This is a genomic window from Bradyrhizobium sp. U87765 SZCCT0048 (assembly GCF_018131225.1).
Taxonomy (GTDB): Bacteria; Pseudomonadota; Alphaproteobacteria; order Rhizobiales; family Xanthobacteraceae; genus Bradyrhizobium_A.
On the sequence record NZ_JAFCMM010000009.1, the window covers coordinates 18689 to 39313 of the forward strand.

At 67.8% G+C, this 20625-nt stretch carries 26 protein-coding genes and 1 tRNA gene; 8 read left to right on the forward strand and 19 right to left on the reverse strand.

Annotated features, from left to right (window positions below; translation table 11 throughout):
- Window positions 1–114: 114 nt before the first annotated feature.
- The 3 genes from JQ639_RS34620 to JQ639_RS34630 form a co-directional block, all read right to left on the reverse strand.
- Window positions 115–843, reverse strand: coding sequence for a DnaJ domain-containing protein (locus JQ639_RS34620; protein ID WP_211969893.1), 729 nt, complete (start codon window positions 841–843; stop codon window positions 115–117).
- A 67-nt stretch (window positions 844–910) separates the two neighbouring features.
- The gene (locus JQ639_RS34625; RefSeq protein ID WP_211969843.1) at window positions 911–1657 is read right to left on the reverse strand and encodes a vWA domain-containing protein; all 747 of its coding nucleotides are present in this window, start codon (window positions 1655–1657) and stop codon (window positions 911–913) included.
- Between the two features lie 214 nt (window positions 1658–1871).
- A complete protein-coding gene (locus JQ639_RS34630) occupies window positions 1872–2774 on the reverse strand; it encodes an alpha/beta hydrolase family protein (RefSeq protein WP_211969892.1) in 903 nt (300 codons plus the stop codon).
- A gap of 1310 nt (window positions 2775–4084) precedes the next feature.
- Here JQ639_RS34630 and panC point away from each other — a divergent pair.
- Window positions 4085–4936 carry a pantoate--beta-alanine ligase gene (panC, locus tag JQ639_RS34635; protein ID WP_211969842.1) on the forward strand — a complete coding sequence of 284 codons (852 nt, stop codon included), beginning with the start codon at window positions 4085–4087 and terminating at the stop codon, window positions 4934–4936.
- Between the two features lie 63 nt (window positions 4937–4999).
- Here panC and JQ639_RS34640 read toward each other — a convergent pair whose 3' ends face one another.
- The 5 genes from JQ639_RS34640 to JQ639_RS34660 form a co-directional block, all read right to left on the reverse strand.
- The gene (locus JQ639_RS34640; RefSeq protein ID WP_211969841.1) at window positions 5000–5425 is read right to left on the reverse strand and encodes a DUF1489 family protein; all 426 of its coding nucleotides are present in this window, start codon (window positions 5423–5425) and stop codon (window positions 5000–5002) included.
- A gap of 85 nt (window positions 5426–5510) precedes the next feature.
- Window positions 5511–6548, reverse strand: coding sequence for a hypothetical protein (locus JQ639_RS34645; RefSeq protein ID WP_211969840.1), 1038 nt, complete (start codon window positions 6546–6548; stop codon window positions 5511–5513).
- Window positions 6549–6725: 177 nt separating this feature from the next.
- Window positions 6726–6932: a hypothetical protein gene (locus JQ639_RS34650; protein WP_211969839.1), complete on the reverse strand. Its 207-nt coding sequence runs from the start codon at window positions 6930–6932 to the stop codon at window positions 6726–6728.
- A gap of 256 nt (window positions 6933–7188) precedes the next feature.
- Entirely contained in the window at window positions 7189–7557 is a 369-nt protein-coding gene (locus JQ639_RS34655) for a YidB family protein (protein WP_211969838.1), read from the reverse strand.
- Between the two features lie 285 nt (window positions 7558–7842).
- A complete protein-coding gene (locus JQ639_RS34660) occupies window positions 7843–8499 on the reverse strand; it encodes a glutathione S-transferase family protein (protein ID WP_211969837.1) in 657 nt (218 codons plus the stop codon).
- A 114-nt stretch (window positions 8500–8613) separates the two neighbouring features.
- Between JQ639_RS34660 and JQ639_RS34665 the strand changes: the two genes are divergently transcribed.
- Window positions 8614–8886, forward strand: coding sequence for a DUF3253 domain-containing protein (locus tag JQ639_RS34665; protein ID WP_211969836.1), 273 nt, complete (start codon window positions 8614–8616; stop codon window positions 8884–8886).
- A gap of 21 nt (window positions 8887–8907) precedes the next feature.
- On the opposite strand, the gene JQ639_RS34670 is transcribed toward JQ639_RS34665, so the two are convergent.
- The 3 genes from JQ639_RS34670 to JQ639_RS34680 all read right to left on the reverse strand — a co-directional run bounded on the left by JQ639_RS34670 (window position 8908) and on the right by JQ639_RS34680 (window position 10990).
- The gene (locus JQ639_RS34670; RefSeq protein WP_211969835.1) at window positions 8908–9705 is read right to left on the reverse strand and encodes a YdcF family protein; all 798 of its coding nucleotides are present in this window, start codon (window positions 9703–9705) and stop codon (window positions 8908–8910) included.
- 123 nt (window positions 9706–9828) lie between these two features.
- Window positions 9829–10647 (reverse strand): aldo/keto reductase, encoded by an 819-nt coding sequence (locus JQ639_RS34675; protein WP_211969834.1) that lies wholly within the window; start codon window positions 10645–10647, stop codon window positions 9829–9831.
- A 49-nt stretch (window positions 10648–10696) separates the two neighbouring features.
- The gene (locus JQ639_RS34680) at window positions 10697–10990 is read right to left on the reverse strand and encodes a helix-turn-helix domain-containing protein (RefSeq protein ID WP_211969833.1); all 294 of its coding nucleotides are present in this window, start codon (window positions 10988–10990) and stop codon (window positions 10697–10699) included.
- Between the two features lie 235 nt (window positions 10991–11225).
- Between JQ639_RS34680 and JQ639_RS34685 the strand changes: the two genes are divergently transcribed.
- Both JQ639_RS34685 and JQ639_RS34690 read left to right on the forward strand, forming a co-directional pair.
- A complete protein-coding gene (locus JQ639_RS34685) occupies window positions 11226–12032 on the forward strand; it encodes a polysaccharide deacetylase family protein (protein WP_211969832.1) in 807 nt (268 codons plus the stop codon).
- Window positions 12033–12168: 136 nt separating this feature from the next.
- On the forward strand, window positions 12169–13458 hold the full coding sequence (locus JQ639_RS34690) for a polysaccharide deacetylase family protein (protein ID WP_249123590.1): 1290 nt from the start codon (window positions 12169–12171) through the stop codon (window positions 13456–13458).
- Window positions 13459–13474: 16 nt separating this feature from the next.
- Here the strand turns inward: JQ639_RS34690 and JQ639_RS34695 are convergent, their stop codons facing one another.
- Window positions 13475–13840, reverse strand: coding sequence for a hypothetical protein (locus tag JQ639_RS34695; RefSeq protein WP_211969830.1), 366 nt, complete (start codon window positions 13838–13840; stop codon window positions 13475–13477).
- Window positions 13841–14282: 442 nt separating this feature from the next.
- Between JQ639_RS34695 and JQ639_RS34700 the strand changes: the two genes are divergently transcribed.
- Window positions 14283–14558, forward strand: coding sequence for a hypothetical protein (locus JQ639_RS34700; protein ID WP_211969829.1), 276 nt, complete (start codon window positions 14283–14285; stop codon window positions 14556–14558).
- A gap of 150 nt (window positions 14559–14708) precedes the next feature.
- On the opposite strand, the gene JQ639_RS34705 is transcribed toward JQ639_RS34700, so the two are convergent.
- The 3 genes from JQ639_RS34705 to JQ639_RS34715 form a co-directional block, all read right to left on the reverse strand.
- Complete coding sequence (locus JQ639_RS34705) at window positions 14709–16079, reverse strand: hypothetical protein (protein WP_211969828.1); 1371 nt, start codon at window positions 16077–16079, stop codon at window positions 14709–14711.
- Window positions 16080–16272: 193 nt separating this feature from the next.
- A tRNA-Leu gene (locus JQ639_RS34710) sits at window positions 16273–16357 on the reverse strand.
- An 85-nt stretch (window positions 16358–16442) separates the two neighbouring features.
- Window positions 16443–16685: a FliM/FliN family flagellar motor switch protein gene (locus JQ639_RS34715; protein ID WP_211969827.1), complete on the reverse strand. Its 243-nt coding sequence runs from the start codon at window positions 16683–16685 to the stop codon at window positions 16443–16445.
- A gap of 59 nt (window positions 16686–16744) precedes the next feature.
- On the opposite strand from JQ639_RS34715, the gene lipB reads away from it, so the two are divergent.
- Window positions 16745–17470: a lipoyl(octanoyl) transferase LipB gene (lipB, locus tag JQ639_RS34720; RefSeq protein WP_211969826.1), complete on the forward strand. Its 726-nt coding sequence runs from the start codon at window positions 16745–16747 to the stop codon at window positions 17468–17470.
- Here lipB and JQ639_RS34725 read toward each other — a convergent pair whose 3' ends face one another.
- Window positions 17471–17887, reverse strand: coding sequence for a tautomerase family protein (locus JQ639_RS34725; RefSeq protein ID WP_211969825.1), 417 nt, complete (start codon window positions 17885–17887; stop codon window positions 17471–17473).
- 114 nt (window positions 17888–18001) lie between these two features.
- On the opposite strand from JQ639_RS34725, the gene JQ639_RS34730 reads away from it, so the two are divergent.
- The gene (locus JQ639_RS34730) at window positions 18002–18850 is read left to right on the forward strand and encodes a LysR family transcriptional regulator (RefSeq protein ID WP_211969824.1); all 849 of its coding nucleotides are present in this window, start codon (window positions 18002–18004) and stop codon (window positions 18848–18850) included.
- An 83-nt stretch (window positions 18851–18933) separates the two neighbouring features.
- Window positions 18934–19263, forward strand: coding sequence for a hypothetical protein (locus JQ639_RS34735; protein ID WP_211969823.1), 330 nt, complete (start codon window positions 18934–18936; stop codon window positions 19261–19263).
- Window positions 19264–19297: 34 nt separating this feature from the next.
- Here JQ639_RS34735 and JQ639_RS34740 read toward each other — a convergent pair whose 3' ends face one another.
- From JQ639_RS34740 to JQ639_RS34750, 3 genes are all read right to left on the reverse strand, one after another.
- Window positions 19298–19612, reverse strand: coding sequence for an acylphosphatase (locus JQ639_RS34740; protein WP_211969822.1), 315 nt, complete (start codon window positions 19610–19612; stop codon window positions 19298–19300).
- Window positions 19613–19628: 16 nt separating this feature from the next.
- Window positions 19629–20495, reverse strand: coding sequence for an isocitrate lyase/PEP mutase family protein (locus JQ639_RS34745; RefSeq protein ID WP_211969821.1), 867 nt, complete (start codon window positions 20493–20495; stop codon window positions 19629–19631).
- 7 nt (window positions 20496–20502) lie between these two features.
- The coding region (locus JQ639_RS34750) for an acyl-CoA carboxylase biotin carboxyl carrier protein subunit (RefSeq protein ID WP_211990956.1) at window positions 20503–20625 on the reverse strand (123 nt) is incomplete at its 5' end.

Sequence of the window (20625 nt, forward strand, 5' to 3'; positions counted from 1 at the left end):
CGGACACGGCGGCGGGTGCGCATGGCGCATCACGATCGGCGCATCAATGCGCCGGAGGCATCGATCGGAGAAACAGGCTGCTCGCAGTGTGTCGCGTGATGTTGCGTACTGGAGTTAGCTGTGATGAGTGCGAAGCAGGGTCTCCTTGGCCTCGTTGACCCGAGCCGCCAGGTACGTCGAGCCCCCCTGGTCGGGATGCAGTTTCTTCATCAGCCCGCGATGAGCCCGGCTGATCTCGTCGCGCCCCGCGCCCGGCTCCAGGCCAAGGATCTGATAGGCCTCCTGCGCCGTCATTTTGCCGCCCGCCGGCTCGTTGCGCTGGCTCCCTGCCCCTTTGCCCTGCGTGTTCTGACGCCAGGCGGGAAAGCGGCGGTCAAGATAACTTTCAAGTAGCGCGCAGCTCTCGGCATCGAAGGTCGGCATCAGCGCCGCGAGCTGCGGAAGATCGAACGTCTCGAGCGAGCGGCCGGCCTGGCTGCCGGCAATGATGGTGCCGCTCAGCGTGCCGCTGTCGTGATCCAGCGTCATGTCGAGGAACGCCGAGCGCACGTTCGAGGTCTTGCCGCTGCTGCGGCCACGCCCGCCCCAGTGGGCGAAACCGCCGAGATTGCCGAACACCGAAGCCGCCGGCGACCAGCCGAGCAACCCCGCCCCGAACAGGCCGAGCGGAATGGCGACCGCGAGCTCCCCGCGCAGGCCGGTGAAGGCGGCGACCGCAAGACACACCACCCCGCCCGCAAGCTTGATGGCTCGCGCCAGCAGCGCCGGGTTGGCAGCCCGGAACATCTGCAGCAGCGAATACAGAACGAAGACGGCGATGGCGCCCGCGATCAAGGTCGGCATGACCGATAGATAGACGCTGGCGCTCGCCTGCGGAAGCGGGCGCACCGTCGCGCGATGCAAAAAGCGCTCAGCGCCCCGTTATCTGGGTCAGCAGCGCCGCCGCGGCGCCGCCGGACGCGGACAACCGCTGCAGCGCCTCCCGGCCGCCCGCGGCATAGGCCGCCGCCGCGCGCAGCAGCTCGCTCAGCTGGCCCGCCGCCCCGACATCGAAGCGGCAATAGGCGCCGCCGGACAGGCGCGCGATGTCGCGGAAGGTGCGCTCGGTAGCCGCATCATGGCCCTCCTGAAACATCAGGACCGGCACCTTGAGCAGTCCGAGCTCGCCGGCCTTGGCGCAGAGGTCGTCCGGGTTCTCCTCCATGGCATCGCCGACGAACACCAGCGCACGCACGCCATGGGCAACGGCCTCGCGCCGCGCCTCGGACAGCACCTTGTGGATCTGGGTGTGACCGCCCTCGACCGAAATCCGCGCCATCAGCCGGGCCAGTTGCGCCGGATCGGCGATCCATGGACTCGCCCGGCATTCGCCCGCCCCGCGGAAGTACACGAGGCGGACGTCGAGCCCGCCGATGCGCGCCGCCTCGCGAAATATCTCGGCCTGCAGCTCGCACGCCATGTCCCAAGTGGGCTGGCGGCTCATGGTGGCATCGAGCGCGAAAACCAGACGCCCGCGCCCCGAGCGCGGCGCCATGGCGCGCGCACGCGCGACGAAGGCGGCGATATCGGCGGCGCTCGAGGTGACGTCCTGCACGGCCTGGCCACCGCTTGTGGCCGGCGTACGCCCCGATGACGGTGGTGAAGGTTGACGGCTCATGCGGCCCCGCAAGCAAAGTTCACGCGATATCGCGTCCGCGTGGGCTCGATATCACGTCCGCTCGATGTGGTGAGGCGACGGTCCGCGGGCAAGCCTTCGGGCGCAGGCGATCAGGGATGACGGCGGCCGGCCTGACTTGTGAAACTGCGAGACGCACACCCCGGCACATCGCGCGGCGGCGAGATCCGCTCGCGCTCAGCCGGAGGCGGCGACGCTATCGCTGGGACGGCAGCAGCGCTGCGGAGTGCTGGGCGCGATCCGCCGCCGGCGCGCCGCCGGAGATCGCGGTGCCTGTAGAGACTTTGTCGCCTGAAATCTTCAGCACGTCGGTGCGGGTCGGACGCAGATCGCTATCCTCACTGAGGAACTGGTCGAGGGTGTTCTGGATCTTCTCCTTGACCGCCTCGGGACCGCGATCGCTCATGTCGGTGTGCTGGGCGCCGGTCTTGATGACCTCGATGCCGGTGCGCGCGCATTCGTCATCATCGGGCACCACGCCCGGATCGGGCACGAAGTTCGGATCCTTCGAACGGAACGAGAGAATCTTGAACTTGGCTTCGGTCAGGAACGGCACGCGCAGGTTATCGAGCGTCACCACGCGCTTGATCATCTCCGGATGTTCCTTGGCGAAGAACATCGAGATATCGCCGCCGTTGGAATGACCAACCATCATCAGCTTGCTGTAGTCGGCGTTGGTGAAACGCTTCTTCATCTCGTTCACGGTGAACAGGATGTTCTCGACGCCGCGCTCATACACCGGCAGGCGGCCGACATAGAGCTGGCCGACCTTGGTCACCAGCGGCGCGTCGGTCATCAGGTCGTGCTGAACGCTGAGCACGAGATAACCGCGCATCGCAAGCACGTTGGCGAGGAAGGAATACTCGGTGTTCTTGACGGTGTTGCCATGGTTGACGACCGCGACCGGCAACGTCGTCAGGCCTGCCATCGACCGCACTTCGGCATCGCGACGGATCGCGACGTCGACGTCGATCACGCGATCCCGCGCCGCGTCGTAGAGCTCGACGGTCTCGTGCCGGATCGCCCACTTGCTGAAAGAGAAGTAGGCGCCGGTGACGCACACGGCAGCTGCAACGGCTATAAGCAGGCCACGCTTCATTCGATCCTCGGCAGGCGATCGCCTCTCGGGGCGGTGATCAGATCCAGTGGTCAAATTCCCGTTCGTACCTGAAAGATAAACATAACGACGCTGTGACAACAGCCGAAATGTTGTGAGGTTTCGGTCTTTTAATTGTGCAGAGCACCGTAATTTTGTGCAGCTGCTCAGGCAATTCTGTTTTCTCCAGTAAATCAGGGGCTTTCCACCACCGCACCTGCGGTAGACGAAACCAAACGCCATTTCCGGCCGAAAATCGCGGGGTTTTCTGGCCTTGGTTGCAGCCGGACGCGGAAATGCCTTCAGGGACAGCATCTTGGGAAGATTCGTCGGACGGCTGTCCCGCATATTCACTGCGGCAAGCACGGAATTAGAACACCGATTCATTTTGGAGCCGGGAAGAACAAGGATTCATTTTTAGCGAATCCGTTCACGCGCCCGCTGCTGCGGCCGGCCTCAGCGCTTCCCGGCCCACCTGGACCACGGCCGCGCACTGCCGCGCAGCGGCTGGGTGCCCTCTTCCCGCGATGGCCGCAGCAACTGCAAACCGACCCGCGCGTGGCGACAGGGCCCGCGCCTGCGCAGGTCCGACCACATGTCCGGCCACATGCCCGACCGCCTGCCGCGCGACGTCCTGTCGCGGGCGTCGCGCGCCGTCAGTTCGCGCGCGTCGCGCATCGTCGCCGCAGCGCATCCCTGCCCGTGCAGGCGCAACGGCGCGGAGCGACAGCCTCGATCTCCTCGACATCGCGAACGCTGGCATTGATCGGCGCACCGGCAATCGCATGCGCAAGACCCACCAGGCACGCCCCGCATCGCAGACAATCGCCCGCACGAACAGGACGCATCGGCAGACGCTGTCGACGCTCGCGCGTTGCCGGCGATGACATCGCCGTTGCGCGCGATGGTGCGCTCCTCGCCACGACGAGTTGCACGAGCACGGATGTTTCCTCGACACGCGCCACTCACCGCCGGCGCCGTCGATACAGCCGCGACACGGTCGCGCGCGCCCGACGACGATGTACCCACCGGTCGTGAACTTGCCCGCGGCCTTCGCGTTGCCGACGCGCGACGGCCGCGGGTCACGCGACAGCGCGCGGCCATGTCTGCCATTGCGAGGTCTCTGGGATGTCTTTGCCAAGGTCTTGCCGGGCATCGTGAGCACGCGGCGATCGATGCCGGTCGGGCCGGCCATGCGGCGCATGGCAGCGTTGGCGCGAACGCCGGTGCTTTGCTATGCAGGGCGTCCCGCGCCATGCGCGCAATCGCCATCGGGCCCGCCGATCCGTCTCACCTCAACGTTCCGAGATCTCATGTCCAAAGCGCCCAAGATCGCCCGCACCCTCCCCGCCCTGCACCGCGCCGTCGACGGGCTGCGCGCTCGCAACGCCGACGTCGCGCTGGTGCCGACCATGGGCGCACTCCACGAGGGCCACATCTCGCTGGTGCGGCTGGCGCGCAAGCACGCCAGGAAGGTGGTGGTGTCGATCTTCGTCAACCCGACGCAGTTCGCCGCGCACGAGGATCTCGGATCGTATCCGCGCACCTGGAAGGCGGACCTCGCCAAGCTGACCGCCGAGAATGTCGACCTCGTATGGCATCCGGACGCGAAGGTGATGTACCCCGACGGCTTCGCCAGCCGTGTTACGCTCGAGGGGCCGGCAACCGTCGATCTCGAGGATCGCTTCCGGCCGCACTTCTTCGGCGGCGTCGCCACCGTCGTCACCAAGCTGTTCACCCAGGTCCGCCCGGACGTCGCGGTGTTCGGCGAGAAGGATTTTCAGCAGCTCAAGGTGGTGGCGCGGATGGCACGTGACCTCGACCTCGGGGTCAAGATCGTCGGTGCGCCGGTGGTGCGCGAGCGCGATGGCCTCGCGATGTCGTCGCGCAACGTCTATCTGTCGCCGCAAGATCGCGCGACCTCGCCAGTGCTGTACCGGACGCTGAAGGACACGGCGAAGACGATGCGCGCCGGCAAGGGCCTGCCGGCGGCGCTGGCCGCCGGCGCGGCCGCGATCGAAGCGGCCGGCTTCGCTCTCGACTATCTCGAGGTCCGCCATGCCGAAACGCTGGCGCCGATCAAGAGCCTCAAGGACGGCCCGGCGCGCCTGCTGGTGGCCGCCCGGATCGGCACCACCCGCCTGATCGACAACATCAGGGTCTGAGCCCCTTTAGCCGGAGAGGCCCCTGAAGGGCACGCGCGACCGCCCGGTGCGGCCGCCGCGCGGCTACAGCAGGCCGAGTTCGCGCAGCTCGCGCCGCATCGGTTCGGGCATCTCCGCAAGGCCGTCGTCGCGCTTGCCGAGATCGGGCGGCGCGTCCTTCGGCTCGAGATAGCGCCAGCCCTGGAACGCGCGCATCGGCCGCGGCACCACCGGAATGAGCCTGGGCTCCATGATCAGGCGGCAACGCCCGATGCCTTCCGCGTCACGGAAGGGCTCGATCGCGACCAGCTTCTCGCGCGCCAGGATCTCGCCGCGGATCACCCAGAAGATCGAGCCGCCGTCGAGCAGCTCGGTGTCGCGCTTGGGAGTCATGCGCGTGACGTGGACGTGATGCTTGTTCTTCGTCTGCTTCATCCGCGCCTTGATCCAGCCGTCGAGATCCTTGATGGACTCGGCGCCGACGCTGAGCTTGATGAGATGAAGCGGCATGACGATGCAGTTCGCGCGACTGGCCTTCAGCGGAACAGATCACGGCCCCGCGGCATGACGGATGGCACCGGCGAGCCGGTTCGGATCAGTTATCGTCCCTCTGCGCGGAGGGAGCAAGCGGATCGCGCTGCGGCGTCGGTCCGGCCTGTGCAGGAGCTGTGGATGCCGCTGCCGGCGGCTTCTTCGGCGCCGGCCGCCTGGCCTGCGGCGCAGCGGCGTCGGCGTTGCGCGGCGCGACCTTGGGCGCCGCCGCGGCTGGAGCCGCGGGCTGTGCAGCCGCCGTTGCAGCAGCAGGCGCCGGACGCGCAGCCGCGGCGGGCTTGCCCGCAGGCTCCGACGCCATGATGTTGACCGGCGGGATCGAGGCCGAGCTCGGGAAATCGCCGGACACCGGCTTGCCCGGCGGCGGAACCGCCCCGACAGCCGCCGCGGCCGGTGCACCGGCGAGCGCCGGCGGCGCGGCCGGAGCCGCCGCCTGCGCCGGGCCCGCCCAGGTCAGCGCGTAACGGCCGACGAGGCCCGCGTAGGTGCGGTCGGTCATCGCAGCGGCGATCTGGTTGTGATCCGATAGGGATTTGTAGAAGTCGCACTCCGACGGGGTGCAGCCATCGCGCGTGCTCAGCACCTGCGCGACGAGGCCATAGCGATCGCGCTCGACGGCGCGGCGCAGCGCAGCCAGTTCCGGGGTCATGACACGGTCGGCGGCGGCCTGGTCGCCATAGCCCGCAAGACGGGTGATCTGGCCGGCAGTATAGGACACCGCGGCGGCGGCCATATCGGGCGCCCCGAACAGCGCGCGCTCGCAGGCGCTCTCGACCGCATCGCCGGCAAGGCCATCGAGGCACGACAGCGCCGCGATCCCGATCGGCGCCGGCATCGCCCGCACCTCGGACGGCGCGCCCGTCCCGCCCGTCGCGACACCGCGAACGGAGACCATGGACGCCACGCCGATCGCCAGCAGCGTGAGCACGGCAAGCACGCCGTTCGCCACCGATCTCTCGGCACGGATCAGCGTCACCAGCAGCACCAGCGCGAACGCAATGATCGCGATCAGCGCGCCCCACATCGGGACAGGCGCCGTGCGCCACAACTGATCAAGCGATGTTGCCCAGGCCAAGTTCATGAAAGACGCCCCTCGCAGATGCTCGGCGAACGTCGCGCCCCGGCGCCCGCACCCCGATCTCACTGACGGAGCGATGCGACATCAATAGGGCGAAGGGACTTTATTCACACAAGCCTTCAATTCAAAAAGGCTTCAATCAAACAAGGCTTTCGTCACACGCGGCGGAGAGAAACGCTCTCACGCCACCGAAACGAGCTGGCTTTCCTTGGCGACGCGCTCGAACGCTTCGGTCGAGCTCTTGATGCGGTACTGGCAGTCGTCACCCTCGGTCGGAAGCTGTCGGATCACTTCGTACGTGCCGCTCGCCGCGGGTCGCGCGACATTGCTGGCCGTGAAATAGACCGCTTCTCCAACGACGAATTTATGCTTCAACACCCTCTCCATCACGCGAGACGAGACAAAATCGGCCCGAAGGTCCCCAACCGGCCGACGGGATGCCCGCAGGGTGTATAGCACGCCACTCGCTCAATTAGCCAGCCTTTTAGGCCCCGGCGGGTCCGAAAATATTCCTGTCATATCAATAAGATGAACGGGGTTCTGGCGTTCCGGCGGGACGCGCCTCGAACATTGACGCTGCGGCGCGGCAAAAACCGCGCCGGAAACGCCGTCCGGAGCCCGAAAATAGAGGCTGTCCAGAACCTTAGGCGGAGTCAGGCAACGTGCCGTTGGGGCTCGCCTGATCGACGACATGGGGCAGCTGCTTGGCCAGCGCGTCGAGCACCTGGTCCATCGGGATGCCGAACCGCGCCGCCAACTGCTTGACCTGGTCGCTGTCGAGCACCTGCTTGAGCTGATCGGCCGAGATCGGCAGGTTCTGGCCGTTCCCGAGCCACGACTTCACCTGGTCGCCGAGGCCCGCCTGCTGCAGCTTGGCGAGGATGGTGGAGAGACCGCCCTGCCCGCCACTGCCCAGGACCTCGCCGAGCACCGCCGGCAGCACCGAGGCCTCCAGCTGTCCGAGAATGCCCTTGAGCGCGGGCGAATTGCCGAGATCGTCGAGAATACCCATTGCACCGGACCTTTCTGAGCTGACGTCACGTGCATCTGACCTGACGTCGTTTGCACGGCACCGTGACCGGCGCATGACACACCGGGAGACGACGGCGCCGCAAGACACGACTGCGAGACACGGCGACGGGACACGGCGACGAGACATAACCATGCGACACCGCGCCGACCCCGCACAACCAGTCCACGCCCACGTCACGCTGCACGAAAACCTCGCGCCGCGGCGGGCGGACGATCCCCCGGTGCGCGCGGTGGCCACGTAAGGCCGCGCCGACCACCGGTGCGCTCAATCGTCCTCGAAACGCGCGATGACAAAGGTCTCGGCCAGCCCCGCTTCGGTCCATTCCCGGAACGCCGGAAAGGCCTGCATGGTCGCCATGTAGGTCCGTGTGGCCGGCGAGACCTCGACGGCATAGGTGCGGAAACGATGGACCACGGGGGCGTACATCGCATCGGCGGCACTGAAGGCGCCGAACAGGAATGGCCCCTGCGCGCCGTAGCGGGCGCGGCAGTCGGCCCAGATCTCCTCGATGCGGGCGATGTCGGCGCGCGCATCGTCGGAGAGTTGTGTCGCCCGCACCGGACGGTGCAGGTTCATGCCGCATTCCCGGCGCAGCGCGCCGAACGAGGAATGCATCTCCGCCGACACCGCGCGCGCGTGAGCGCGCATCGCGCGGTCCTGCGGCCACAGCTTCGCCTCCGGAAAGCGTTCGGCGGCGTATTCGATGATGGCGAGCGAATCCCACACCACGAGATCGTTGTCGCGAAGCGCCGGCACCTTGCCCGAGCGCGTGACGTCGAGAATGCGCTGCTTGTCGGCCGGACCGGTGTACAGCGGGATCAGCTCTTCCTCGAAGGCGATACCGGCGCCGCGCAGCGCCACCCACGGCCGCATCGACCAGGACGAATAGTTCTTGTTGCCGATGACCAGCGTCAGGCTCATGATCAACACTCCATGCAGGCCGGCATCTTGCCCCTGCGGTGCGATTCAAGCAATCGCAGCCCGTGGCCCGCGGTGGTGCTTGCGGCCGCTCCGGCGATACGCCATGGCAATGACATGACTGCTTCCGATTCGACCGTATCGGCCGTGCCGCTGGACGAGGCCATCCTCAAGGTCCTGACGACGGCCCATGGCAAGACGCTGAGTCCGCCGGAGATCGCCCACGCCATCGCGGGCGAGCGCGACTGGCACGAACTGCTGGTGCCGATCCGCCGCGCGGCGGTGACGCTCGCCCTCGCCGGACGCCTCGTGATCTACCGCAAGGGCAAGCCGGTCGATCCCAGCGACTTCCGCGGCGTCTACCGTCTCGGACTGCCGCGGCACGACTGACGCACAGACGCGCGCCGCGCGTCAGCGCGGGCCTGGAAACAGCTCGCGACTCTTGCCGCTCAGCCAGTAGGCGACCAGCCCGCTCCACTCGTGCATCGCAAGGTCGGCACGGCGCAGACCCTGGCCGAGCGTCTCCAAAGGCATGTAGGCATCGCCCCAGCCGCGCAGCCCCCAGTCCACCGGATACGGCTCGACATCGAAGCCCGCGGCCCTGAACACCCCGACCGAACGCGGCATGTGGAAGGCCGACGTGACCAGCAGCCAGCGCTCGCCCGGCTTCGGCGTCACCAGCTGGCGGGTGAACACCGCATTCTCGTCGGTGGTGCGCGAGCGGCTTTCCAGGATGACGCGGTCCGGCGCGACGCCGAACTCGTCGAGCAGCCGGCCGGCGATCGGCGCTTCGGGTACCGGCGTCGCGGTCAGGTTGGCGCTGCCGCCGGTGAACACGATGCGTGCCTGCGGGTAGCGCCGCGCGAGCTGCAACATCGCCAGGATCCGCTCGCCGGCGGCTTCGAGCTCGATCGAGCCGCGCGCCGCCGAGATATCCGGATTGATCGCGCCGCCGAGCACGATGATGCCGTCGGGCGCGCGGCCGTCGGCCGGCCACGCCGGAAAGCGTTCGGTCAGCGGCAGCAGCAGCAGTGTCGACAGCGGCGAGTAGCCGACCAACAGCAGCACGACGACCGCGAACGCCAGCAGCCGCCGGCCACCGCGCCGCCAGCCGATCGCCAGCAACAGCGCCGCCACCACGAACAGCGCGGCGATCGCGTTCGAGGGCATGGCGAAGAAGCCGAAGGTCTTGGACAGGACGAAAAACATGCGGGCGACGCCTCCTCGGACGGCGCCTGCTTCGCCGATCGGTGGCGCAAGATCAACCGCAAAAGCGCGCCATGGGCCGGAGCGGCCATGACGAAGTGAGCATCGCACCGGCCGGAGCCCGATTCAGTCCCACTTCGGCGCGAAGGCGAAATTGGTCAGCCGGCCGGTCGGACTCGCGAGGGCGAAGATCTCGTCCATCTCGGCGTCCGCCAGCGCGAAGTCGAAGATCGCGAGATTTTCGGACAGCCGCTCGACCCGCGAGGTTCGCGGGATGGCGACGACGTTCTGCTGCACCAGCCAGCGCAGGCAGACCTGGGCGGCGGACTTGCCGTGGGCGCGGCCGATCCGCGCCAGCGTCGCCTCGCCCTTCACCTTGCCCTTGGCGATCGGGCTGTAGGCGACGAGCGCCATGCCGTTGCGCCGGCAGGCATCGAGCACCCGCGTCTGGCTGAGGAAGGGATGGTACTCGACCTGGTCGCAGACCAGCGGCGCCGGACACGCCGCAACCGCCTCCGCGATCAGCGCCACGGTGAAATTCGATACGCCGATGTGGCGCGCAAGACCGAGTTCGCGCATGCGCGCCAGCGCGCCGACGGTCTCGGCGAGCGGCACCTGCGGGTTCGGCCAGTGCAGCAGCAGCAGATCGACCTCACCCATGCGCAGCCGCGCCAGACTCTCTTTCACGGAGCGTTCGAGTTCCAGCGGCGCGAAATGCGTGGTCCAGATCTTGGTGGTGACGAAGACCTCGTCGCGGCGCAGGCCCGAGCCGCGCACGCCGTCGCCGACCTCGCGCTCGTTCTCGTAGATCTGCGCAGTGTCGATGTGGCGGTAGCCGAGCTTGAGCGCCTGCTCCACGAGGCGCGTGCAGACACGGCCGCGCAGCTCCCATGTTCCAAGGCCGAGCATGGGAATGCGTGCACCATTGGCATCGATCGTGTGCATGGCTGCCTCCGGATCGCTGCTGCCAGCAAAACCGCTGCGCCCGGTCCGGTCAAGCGGAAGCATCGGCTCCGGCGAGCGCCGCGAACACCGTGTCGGGCGCGTGCGCGATCACCGCCAGCAATGCCCGCGCCGGACCACGCGGCGAGCGCTTGCCCTGCTCCCAGTTCCGGATGGTCTCCAGCGGCACGCCGAGACGGCGGGCGAACTCGGCCTGGGTCAGGCGCGCGCGCCTGCGCAGGTCGCGCACCGTCGGCGGCGGCACGGCCGCCGGTATCAACGGGAATTCGCGGCCATCGCGCAATTCGACGATCCGGCCATCGGCTTTCAGTCTCAGACGCTGCATGGTGCGCCCCGTCGGCGACGCGGCCATCGCGGCCGCCCCGCCATGGTCGGCGAGGCCCGTTAAGGTCCGATGAAAAGCCGCACGGGCGCCACATCCGGGGCAGCCGGCCCTGCCACCGACGCAGGACGACCTGCCGAACTGCCTGTCGACGCTTCGCCCGATCGGGCCTAAATAGCGCACAGACACAATCGCCGCGCGGCCCCGGACCGAACCGGCCGCCCAGTCGGACCAGATCATGATGGCCCTGCCTCGCGCCGCGTTCGCGGCCACGCTGCTTCTCGCTGCTCTCGCCGGCCCGGCGCACGCCGCCGACTGCCCGCGCCCCGACGCGCTCGGCACCGCGCGCGTGCTGACGGTGGACCCGAAGGCGTATCCCCAGGTCGGCACCAAGAGCTTCCCGCAGACGCTGCCGCTCGCCGACAAGGAGGTGGTGCTGACCTTCGACGACGGGCCGCGGCCGCAGACCACGCGCAAGATCCTCGACGCCCTTGCCCGCGAATGCGTGCGCGCGACGTTCTTCATGATCGGCCAGAGCGCGGCGGCCAATCCCCAGCTCGTCAAGGCCATCGCCGCGGCCGGCCACACCGTCGGCCATCACTCGTGGAACCACCCCAACATGAGCACGATCGCCGAAGCCGAGGCGGCCGACAACATCGACCGCGGCATCGCAGCGGACGAAACCGCCCTGCACGGCCGCGCCACCACCACGCCCTCGACGCCGTTCTTCCGCTTCCCCTACTTCGCTTCGACGCCGGCCCTGCTGGACAGCCTGAAGGCGCGCGACATCGCGGTGTTCGGCGCAGATCTCTGGGCCAGCGACTGGAACGAGATCACGCCCCAGCAAGAACTCAATCTGGCCACCGAGCGGCTGCAATCGGCCCGTAAAGGCATCATCCTGTTCCACGACACCAAAGCCCGCACGGCGGCGATGCTGCCGGATTTCCTGCGCTTCCTGCGCACCAACGGCTACCGGGTCGTGCACATCGTTCCACAGCAGAGCGCTCCGCAGCAAACAGGGCCGGATGAACGCGTCACCCACTGAACCGATCCCGGCCCGCGCCCGACTGACCGGGAGCGTTTGGTTAAGGCATCGTTCATTCGCCGGACGCTATGGTCGCCCGGATGCGGGACGATATGGTGAGATGATGGAAGCTGCGTCAGTCGGGCGTCGGGGTCCGATGTCTGCCCTTTGCCTCGGCCTCGCTGCCGCGCTGGCGCTGGCGATCCCTGCGGCCCGCGCCGCCGACTGCCCGGGCAACCCGAACGCGCTCGGCACGTCGCGCACGCTCGTGATCGATCCGACCGAGCACACCAAGATCGGCACGATGCAGTATCGCGAGACGCTGCCGCTCAAGGACCACGAGGTCGTGCTGACATTCGACGACGGCCCGCTGCCGCCGCACAGCACCCAGGTGTTTCAGACGCTGCAGTCCGAATGCGTCAAGGCGACGTTCTTCATCATCGGCCGCATGGCCAAGCAGTTCCCTGACGGCGTACGCCGCCTCTACGAGGCCGGCCACACCATCGGCACGCACAGCGAGAACCATCCGCTGAGCTTCAACCACATGCCGATCGAGCGCGCCCAGCAGGAGATCAACGACGGCATCCAGCACACCGTCGCCGCGCTCGGCGATCCCGCCAAGGTGTCGCCGTTCTTCCGGATCCCAGGCCTGCTGCGCGCCGAAGGCGTCGAGGACTATCTCGCCTCGCGCGGCATCCAGACCTGGAGCGCCGACTTCCCGGCCGACGACTGGCGCCCGATCTCGTCGGCGCAGGTGCTCAACCTCGCCCTGACCCGGCTCGAGGCCAAGGGCAAGGGCGTGCTGCTGCTGCATGACATCCAGGGCCGCACCGCGGCGATGCTGCCGACGCTGCTGCACGAGCTCAAGGCCCGCGGCTATCGTATCGTCCACGTCGTGGCGGCGACGCCGGACCAGCCGAAGACGCCGACCGAGCCGCGCGACTGGCTGCTGCATCCGGATGCCCCACAGGCGATGACGGCGCGCTGGCCGGCGATTCCGCACTTCGTGTTCGCCGGCTCCGCCCAGATGCCGGCCCCCGATATCGTCGACATGCGCTACATCGACGATCCCGTGATCTTTCATGGCCGCGAGCACATTTATCGCCCCGGCCGCTTCGCCGCCGACACCGTGCCGGTGCCGCCCGCGCCAGCCTGGCCACGTCAGCCGGCGCTGGCCGCGCTCGCCGCCACCGACCTGCCGGCGCCCGACGCCACGCTGTTCCGCATGCCGCGCATGCCCGGCGCCGAGGTCCGCATGGCGCGCCGCAGCCCGGCGCAACGCGCCATTCCCGTGAGCACCGCGACAGGCGGCGCCCGTCCTGCGCCGGCGGGCACGGCCGCCAAGCCGATCGCCTACCGCAACGACAGCCAGGCGCTGCGGCAGATGTCGGGCAGCGCCCCTGTCACCACCGTCGGCTTGCAGCGCGGACCGATCGTCCTGCACTGACCAGCGTCCGACCGCCTCAGCTCGAGATGATCTTGGCGAGGCACAGCAGCACGATCAGGCACAGGAACAGCAGGTCGATATAGGCCTTCACCTCGCCATGCCGACGGAGCTGGCTGACCTCGCCGACGATCTGCTTGCGCGGCGGCTCGACCGACTGAAGGATGCTCGCCAGTCGCCGCGTCTCGATCTCCAGCCGCTCGATGCGCTGGTAGAAATAGAACGAGCGCAGCGCCGACACCGTGCGCATCGAGGCATACACCAGCACCAGGATCGCGACGATCGCCCGCTGCTGATAGCGGTCGAGGAAGTTCAGGCTGAAATAGACCATCGCCATGAACAGGAAGTTGGACAGAAAGCGATAGACGTAGCTGAGAGCGGTCATTCCATTGTTCCAAGCTGCGCATGACATGGCGATGGGCGCCCTGTCCGCGACTGGTGCGACAGGCAGGCATCGCCCGCCGCCGAAGCGGCGCGGACGACGACAGGCGTGATTCCGAGTAGTCCCCCGAGCGGCGAGATCCCGGCGTCGGCTGCCATGGCAGCAACGCCGGGACATGTTTCGAAATCCTAGGCAATCTGCGCGGCAGCCCCCCGCGTCACGTTTTCGCGAGCGCAAATTCGCGATTGTGACCGGCGCGACCGCCGATCGTGCGCACAGGGCCGAAGTTCAAGACGAAATCCGAACACCGCCGGCGCACGATCACGACTCGCGCACAAAAAGTTCATCGCCCACATTATCCTAAGACCACAAGGCCCGACGTATGAATCCATCCGCAAACCGGGGCAATGATGCCGCGTTTGTTTGGAAAACATGAGACAACATCATGATCAAGAATTTGAACAAAAATCTCCTTGGTGCCGCTCTGCTGTCCGCCGTCGCGCTGTCGGCGGCTCCGGCCCCGGCCGCCACGCTGATGGGCTGCGGCGGCGATCACATGATGAAGGTCAACGATTACGTCTCCGCTCTGCCCGACGGTGCACCGAACAAGTGGGTCGCGAACAAGGAGCTCGCGCTCGCCAGCACCGCCCTGAGTGAATCCAAACCCGGCGAGTGCGCCGTGCATCTCAGCCGCGCCGAACACGCCGGCATGATGCACTGACGTCGTTCCGCGGGGTGCGGCCGGATGACCGGCCTCGCCCCGCGGCAATTCATTTCCCTTGGCCCCGTGCCGCCTTGCCGCTTCTCCCGGCTCGTCATTTCCCTCGGCACGCCATTTCTCTCGGCGCACGATGGCCGACCGCCGCGCCGCTCAGTAGGCCACCGCCCGGCCCGAGGCGAATTGCTCGACCCGATAGCTCCATGTTCGCAGGTCCGCGGCAAACCGCGTGATGCCGCGCGCCTTCAGCATGGCGTCGATCGACGCCGGCGTCGCCGCTCCGCTCGCCACCATCTGCTCCAGCTTGAATTCGTCGACCGTGAACGGTTTTCCCGCCATGCGGCAGATCAGCTTGTTGTCGCAGAACGTCGGACCGGGCAAAACCGCGAGGCGCGCGGCCTCGGCATCCGCAACCACCGCGGCCTGATGGAAGGCCGCCCGGAAATCGGGGTTGAACAGCACCAGGACCGGCTCCTGGCGGTTCGACAGCAACAACCGCAGCAAGAGGACGATGACCATGCCGTCGCAGACCTGCGCCGGCGTGAACCAGCGCGCCAGCACCGTGCGGTCGGCGCCGTCGAGCGCGAGCGCCGTGCCGAGACCGACCGCGATCACGAGGTCGTATTCGGCATTGTGGAAGACACCGTCGCCGCACCATTGCAGCAGGCACGATAGCAGGCCGACGACCATCAGCAGCGCCGTGAAACGGGCCGCCCTGGAGCCGCGGTTCGCCGCGGCCCAGAGCGCGAAGATCACCGCGCCAGCGACCTGCCACTGCAGGTGGCCAATGTTCTGGACGATACGGATCGGCCTGTAGGTGCGCGGCGCCAGCAGGTTCGTCAGAAAATCCGGCCCGAACAACAGCCGGCAGGCGGCGAAGCCCGCGACCACCGCGGCGACGCTGACCGCGACGGGCATGAGCGCAGCGCGCCAGTCGCGCGCCAGCAACCACAGCACCGCCGTGACCGGAATGCCGATCATGTTGTGCTTCCAGAAACCGGCCAGCACCATCAGCAGCAACGGCCCGACGGGCGAACGTCCGGCGCGATCGCCGGCGAGAAACCACACCAGCGCCGCGCCCATGATCGCCTGCCCGGCGAGCTGCGGGTCATCGGCTCCGACATAGTTGAGGAAGTTGTGCGCCATCACCGCGACGACGCTGAGGCCGCCGACCGCCCCCCAGGCGAGGCTGGCGCCGAGCAGCCGCGCCGCCAGCGCGATCTCCACCGCGACCGCCAGCAGGCCGGCAATCGACAGCGCCCGCCCGACATAGAGCGGATCGCCGAACAGACGGGCGAGCTGGCCGATGCCGTAGAACGACAGCGGCGGATAGTTGTTGGCGATGAGGGCGTCAGGCGCCGGATAGACCGACAGCCAGCGTGCGCCGAGGTCCTGATAGTAGGCGTTCCAGCCTTCGGTCGGCCAGATCTCCAGCGGGAACTGGGCCCGCCATACCGGCCAGATCAGGAAATAGCCGGCGACCAGACCGAAGACGCCGAAGTAACCCCACGCGCGCAGCCGCATTTCAGCCCGTTCCCCCTAAGCCCAGGCCAGCAAGATGACGGCTTGTGCCACGATCGCACAATCATGGGAACGGGCAGCGACACTCAACAGCGCTTTCCAAACCGGAAATCGCAGCGCTATCAGATATTTTCAGAAACAAGCTGAGGATTTTGGCGAACCAGCCCCGAAGTCTCGCAACGACTTTCAAAGGGCCTGGTGCGGTCGAGAGGACTCGAACCTCCACGATTTTACTCACTGCCACCTCAAGGCAGCGCGTCTACCAATTCCGCCACGACCGCAGGGTTTTGGCACCGATGTGAATCAGTGCCGCATCAACCGGCGCTCCTGTAACAAATCAGGTCTGCACCGACAAGGCCCGAATGCCTATCTATGATCAGGAGTTCGGGGCAACATTCGCTTGACTTCGACGGCGATGCGGTTGCGGTTCACAACCACTGCCCCGCTGGCGACGGGCAGGTTGTTGGCCAGCACCTTCACCTCGTCCTGTTCGGTGGCGTCGAGCTCGATGATGGCGCCGCGGCTCAGCCGCATCACCTGATGGATGGGCATGGTGGTCGTCCCGAGGACGACCATCAGATCGACGGAAACCTTGTCGAGGGTGGACACGGTGCACCGGACTCACGCAATGGACGATGCGAAGAGAACACCATGGTTATGGTTAGCTAATGGTTAACGCCCGCCAAGCCCTTGATCTGACGCACTTTCGAGCTACCGACGGGGCCGCCCCGGCGGAATGGCGGATTGCCGATGGCCAGGTCCCCTATCCCGAGGCGCTCGCCGTCATGGACCAGCGGGCGGCCGATGTCGCCAGTGGCAGCGCGCCCGAGCTGGCATGGCTGCTGGAACATCCGCCGCTCTATACATCCGGAACCAGCGCCCGGACCGGCGACCTGCTCGACCCCCGCTTTCCCGTGTTTTCCACAGGCCGTGGCGGCCAGTTCACCTATCATGGACCCGGGCAGCGTGTGGTCTACCTCATGCTCAACCTCAAGGCGCGGCGTCCGGACGTGCGCGCCTATGTGGCGAGCCTGGAGGAGCTGATCATCCGCACCCTCGCCGCCTTCAACGTCCGCGGCGAGCGCCGCGAGGACCGGGTCGGCGTCTGGGTGGCGCGGCCGGACAAGGGTCCGGGCTTCGAGGACAAGATCGCCGCCATCGGCGTGCGGCTGCGGCGCTGGGTGTCCCTCCATGGCATCGCCATCAATGTCGAGCCCGAGCTCGGCCACTTCGGCGGCATCGTGCCCTGCGGCATCGCCGATCCGCGCTATGGCGTCACCAGCCTTGTCGACCTCGGCCTGCCGGTGACCATGACCGACGTCGACGTGGCGCTGCGGCAGGCGTTCGAGGAGATCTTCGGCCCCGCGACCGCCCGCCTCGCCGAGAGCGCCTGATCAGACCGCCGCCACGCCGAGCTTGCGGGCGATATAGCGCCGCTCCTGGGTCAGGCCGCCGAAGCCGTACGCATCTGCCCGCACGTCGTTGACATGGACGTAGCTCTCGTGGTGCAGCGGCCCCAGCAATTCGCCCATCCGCTTGAAGATCGCGGCGACATAGGCCGCCTTCTCGTCCTTGGTGTTGGTGCCGTCGACGATGCGGATGTCGAGCCAGAAGCTCGCCAGATTCTGCTCCCTCAGCGAAACGCCGCCGGCGAACCAGTCGGCCGGATCGGCGGCTTCCACGATGACCGCGGTGACCTTCGGATCCTTGTGCAGGATCTCGGCGGCAAGCCCGCTGGCGGCGGCGACGAGGTCGGCCTTCAGGGTCGGCGAGGTCTTCTGCGTGGTGTAGCGGACGGTGATGAGCGGCATGGTCGTTCTCCTGGAATGACGCGATCGATCGCGTTGAAGACAACCTAGGCGCCGGCCCATCATTTTGGTATCTTATGATTATTGATATCAATCATAAGACAACGTGATGATGACATGACCGCGCTCGACATCCCGACCGTCCAGGCCTTCCTGCTGGTGGCCGACCTGCAGAACTTCACCCGCGCGGCAGAAGCGCTCGGCACCACCCAGGCGGCCGTCTCCATGAAGCTGCAGCGTCTCGAGGCGCTGCTCGGCAAGCGCCTGCTCGAACGCTCGCCACGCGCCGTGCGGCTGACCGCCGACGGCATCGCGTTCCGCGACAATGCCGCCGCCCTGATGGCGGCCCATGATCGCGCCCTCACCGGCACCCAGCCCGTGCGGCAGCAACTGACGATCGGCGTCAGCGATCACGCCGCCGGGCCCGAACTCGTGCCGCTGCTGGAGCGCCTGCGCGGCCTCGCCGCCACCCTGACCCTGTCGGTCTCGATCGGCTTCTCGCGTGACCTGCTCGACGCCCTCGATGCCGGCAGCCTCGATGCGGTGATTGTGCGTCAGGAGGCCGGTCGGCGCGGCGGCGAGATGCTCGCCGAGGACCGCTTCGGCTGGTTCGCAGCGCCGACCTTCGAGCTGTCGTCCCACGACCGGCTGCCGCTCGCCACGCTCGCACCGCCATGCGGCGTGCGGGCCCTGGCGGTGCGAGCGCTCGACAAGGCGGATGTGGCGTGGAGCGAGGCTTTCATCGGCGGCGGCGTCAGCGCCGTGGTCGCAGCCGCTCTCGCGGGCCTCGCGGTCGCGCCGCTGGCGGCGCGCATCGCCCCGCCCGGGCTCATCGACATCGGCCCGGCGCACGGACTGCCACGCATCGGCCTCTCCAAGGTGATACTGCATTCACGCGTCAGCGACGGCGCCAAGCTTGCTGCACTGCGGTTGCTGGCGGCCGCATTCCGCAAGGCCGCGGCATGAACCCGGCGAGCGGATCATCCACCTTGCGCAAATCGCGCCGCTACCTATCCTCGACCGATATTTTATCGGTTTGAGGAGGGGGGATGAAACGCTCGGTCGCCTTCGCGGTATATGCCGCTATTCTGTGTGCTGCTTTGGTCTGCACAAACGCTCGCGCCCAGGAAGCCAATCCGAAGGCGCAGTCCGCGAACACCCAGACCAGGGTCGGCAACCTCGGCACGCTGAGCCTGCTGCCGGCCACCAGGGGGATCGGTGCGATCGCCAGTTTCGCACGCATCAAGCCCTTCACCCACTACTGCAGCGGATCGTGCGGTGGTGTGTCCGTCGGCGACTGGCAGTGCGACGGCAACCTGTCCTGCGCGCTCGACTGCACGACCACGCCGCCGCGCAAGTACTGCGTCAACACCCAGTAGCCCGATCATCGGCGCGCGGACGGTCGACGCACCATTACACGGTCGGCAGCACCGTGAAGGAGGCGCCGGGCGACCGCTGCGCCAGGAGATCGATGCTGCCCGGCGTCTCCGCGATATCGTCGACGCGGGCCAGCGACGGGCCGCGTCGGCATGCGTCGATCATCTGCGCGACGTCGGCGGCCGCTCCCGCGAAGACAGCCTCGACGGCGCCGTCGCGGCGGTTGCGCACCCAGCCCGCAAGGCCGCGCTGCTGCGCGGTCGCCTCGACCCAGGCGCGGTAGCCGACGCCCTGAACGCGGCCGCGGATGATGACATGAGTGACGACAGGCGCCGATGGCGGACTCGTCATGGCCGTCCTCGCACAATCAGCCGCCGAGACCGAGCCAGTCGGCCAGCCGCCGCTTCGTCTCGTCGTCGCGCATCACCCGCGCGGACAATTCCGCCGACGGCAGGCCCGTCAGCGCTTTCGGCCTGACGCCCTCGCGCAGCGCCTTCAGCGTGGCATGAACCGCCTGCGTCGCCGCCGCGATCGGCGCATGGCCCTGGTTGGCGATACGCACGCGGTGGGCGCTGAGGAATGCGTCGTCGTCGAGCTCGCCATCCACGGTGCCGAGCATGATCGGCAATGACGTCGCCGCCGCGATCGCCTGCACCTGCGCGCGGCTTTTGAGCCCGGTGAAAAACAGCGCGTCGACGCCCGCCGCCTCGTAGGCGCGGGCGCGCGCGATGGCATCGTCGAGACCGCTGATGGCGGCTGCACCCGTGCGGCCGAAGATCACCAGTGACGGATCGCTGCGGCCGTCACGTGCCGCCGTCATCTTGCCGACGCCCTCCTCCAGCGTGATCAGCTGCGGCTTCGCCGCGCCATAGGCCTGCGGCAGCAGCGTGTCCTCGATGGTCAGCGCGGCGACGCCAGCCGTCTCCAGTTCCTCGACGGTCCGGCGTACATTGAGCGCGTTGCCATAGCCATGGTCGGCATCGACCAGCAACGGCGGCGCGCCGGCGCGGGTGATGCGCCGCACCTGCTCGACAAGCTCGGTCAGCGTGATCAGCACCAGATCCGGCTCGCCAAGGATCGCCAGCGCAGCGGCCGAGCCGCCGAGAATGCCGATCTCGAACCCGAGGTCGGCGGCGATGCGCGCCGACACCGCGTCGTAGACCGACCCCGGCCGGATCACCGCGGAGCCGCCCAGAACAGTGCGGAACGCCACGCGTCTCTGCTGCGCCGACATCATCGCCTCACGCGAACTCGAGGATCAGGGCATCGACCGCGAGCGTCGCGCCTGGCTTGGCGTGGATCGCCTTGACCGTGCCGTCGCGCTCGGCGCGCAGCACGTTCTGCATCTTCATCGCCTCGACCAC